At 60.8% G+C, this 2,451-nt stretch carries 1 rRNA gene; it reads right to left on the reverse strand.

Annotation, left to right across the window (positions count from 1 at the left end):
- Positions 1 to 155: 155 nt before the first annotated feature.
- Positions 156 to 2,451: ribosomal RNA gene (locus tag AC0CYZ_RS29680) — 23S ribosomal RNA — on the reverse strand; the annotation flags it as partial.

A 2,451-nucleotide genomic window follows, 5' to 3' on the forward strand; every position in this document is an offset into this window, starting at 1 on the left:
CCGCTGGGGGCCGGCCGCACGCACGCACGCCTGCGCACGCGCGCCGTTCGCTGGCACCTGCAAAGCAGAGGGCGGAGGGCCAAGGCCCGCGTTGCCTTGGGGGCAACGGGCTTCTTCTGGCCTGTCCTGTCTTGTCTTGGCCTGTCTTGTCTTGTCTTATCAAGCCAAACGGGCGGTTAGTACCCCTGGGCTGAACACCTTGCGGTGCGTGCACCCGGGGCCTATCGACGTGGTGGTCTGCCACGGCCCTTCGGGGAAAAGTCATCTTGGAACCGGCTTGGCGCTTAGATGCTTTCAGCGCTTATCCTTTCCGGACACAGCTACCCAGCACTGCCGTTGACACGACAACTGGAACACCGGCGGTCCGTCAGACCCGGTCCTCTCGTACTAGGGTCTGAACCCCTCAATTTTCCTGCGCCCACAGTGGATAAGGACCGAACTGTCTCGCGACGTTCTGAACCCAGCTCGCGTACCACTTTAACCGGCGAACAGCCGGACCCTTGGGACCTTCTCCAGCCCCAGGATGTGATGAGCCGACATCGAGGTGCCAAACCGAGCCGTCGATATGAGCTCTTGGGCTCGATCAGCCTGTTATCCCTAGCGTACCTTTTGTCCGTTTAGCGATGGCGATTCCACCTTCAACCACCGGATCACTTGGACCTGCTTTCGCACCTGCTCGACCCGTCGGTCTCCCAGTCAGGCTGGCTTATGTCCATGCCCTCGTCACCTGATTGCCAACCAGGTTGAGCCAACCTTCGTGCTCCTCCGTTACGCTTTTGGAGGATACCGCCCCAGTAAAACTGACCGGCTGCCAGTGTGCCCCCCCCGGGTAAACGGGCGGGGGTTAGGCGTTCCCACTGCCAAGGGTGGTGTTTCATTGGCGACTCCGCCGGCCCCGAAAGGCCGGCTTCGGCGTCTCCCACTTACGCTAAGCAGGGCAATCGAAACGCCAGTGACAGCGTACAGTAAAGGTGCATAGGGTCTTTCCGTCCTACTGCGGGTAGGCGGCATCTTCACCGCCACTACAACTTCGCTGAGCGCCCCCTTGAGACAGCGGTCAACTCGTTACACGATTCGTGCAGGTCGGAACTTACCCGACAAGGAATTTCGCTACCTTAGGACCGTTATAGTTACGGCCGACATTCACGGGGACTTGGGCTCGGAGCTTCGCGCCTTGCGGCGCTGACCCCTCACCGTAATCTTACCGCATTGGTCACGTGTCACACCCTATACGTCGTCTTTCTCGACTTGGCAGAGTGCTGTGTTTTTGCTAAACAGTCGGTTGACCCCTTTCACTGCGGCCCTCACGGGCACCCCTTCTTCCGAAGTTACGGGGCTAGATTGCCGAGTTCCTTAAGGAGGGTTCACTCACGCGCCTGGGTATACTCTACCCACCCACCTGTGTCGGTTTGCGGTACGGGCAACCGGGGGAACGCGGCCCGGCTTTTCTCGGGGCCCGCCTCAAAGGATCCGCTTCGGCCGAAGCCTCCGCGTCCGCTTGCGCGACGGCCACTTTCAATCGGCCGCCCTCCTCCAAACGGGCCCGTCCCCGGGCCACTCTGTTACCCCCGCCGGTGCAGGAATGTTGACCTGCTCGTCCATCGCCTACGCCCTTCGGCCTCGGCTTAGGTCCCGACTAACCCTGGGCGGACGAACCTTGCCCAGGAACCCTTGGGTTTACGGCGGCCGGGACTCTCACCCGGCTTGTCGCTACTCATGTCTGCATTCTCACTTGGGCGGGCTCCACCGGCGGTTGCCCGCCGGCTTCGCCGCCCGCCCAACGCTCCCCTACCACGCCGCGGGGCCGAAGCCCCCCGGCATCCAAAGCTTCGGTAGGCCGCTAGCAAATTGCCCATCATTTTCGGCGCGGAATCACTCGATGAGTCAGCTATTACGCACTGTTTAAATGGTGGCTGCCTCTAAGCCAACATCCTCACTGTCTAAGTAACTCCACTTCCTTTGCACTGCGCGGCCTTTGGGCACCTTAGCCGTTGGTCTGGCATGTTTGCCTCTCGCGCGTGAAGCTTATCCCTCACGCACTGACTCCCGCGTTGCGCCCGGCGGCATTCGGAGTTTGATTGAAGGCGGTACCCTGGTGTGGGCCCTAGTTCATCCAGTGCTCTACCTCCGCCGGTCAGCACGCGAGGCTAGCCCTCAAGCTATTTCGGGGAGAACCAGCTATCACGGGGTTTGATTAGTCTTTCGCTCCTACCCACAGCTCATCAGAGGACTTTTCAATGTTCACCTGTTCGGACCTCCACGCAGTGTTACCCGCGCTTCATCCTGGCCATGGGTAGATCACCTCGGCTTCGGGTCTACTGCCGGCGACTTAAACGCCCTGTTCGGACTCGCTTTCGCTGCGCCTCCGCCCCGGAAGGGCTTAGGCTTGCCACAGACAGTAACTCGCAGACTCATTAAGCAAAAGGCAGGCCATCACCCGCTTGCGCAGGC

It is taken from the genome of Actinomycetospora sp. (assembly GCF_055612215.1).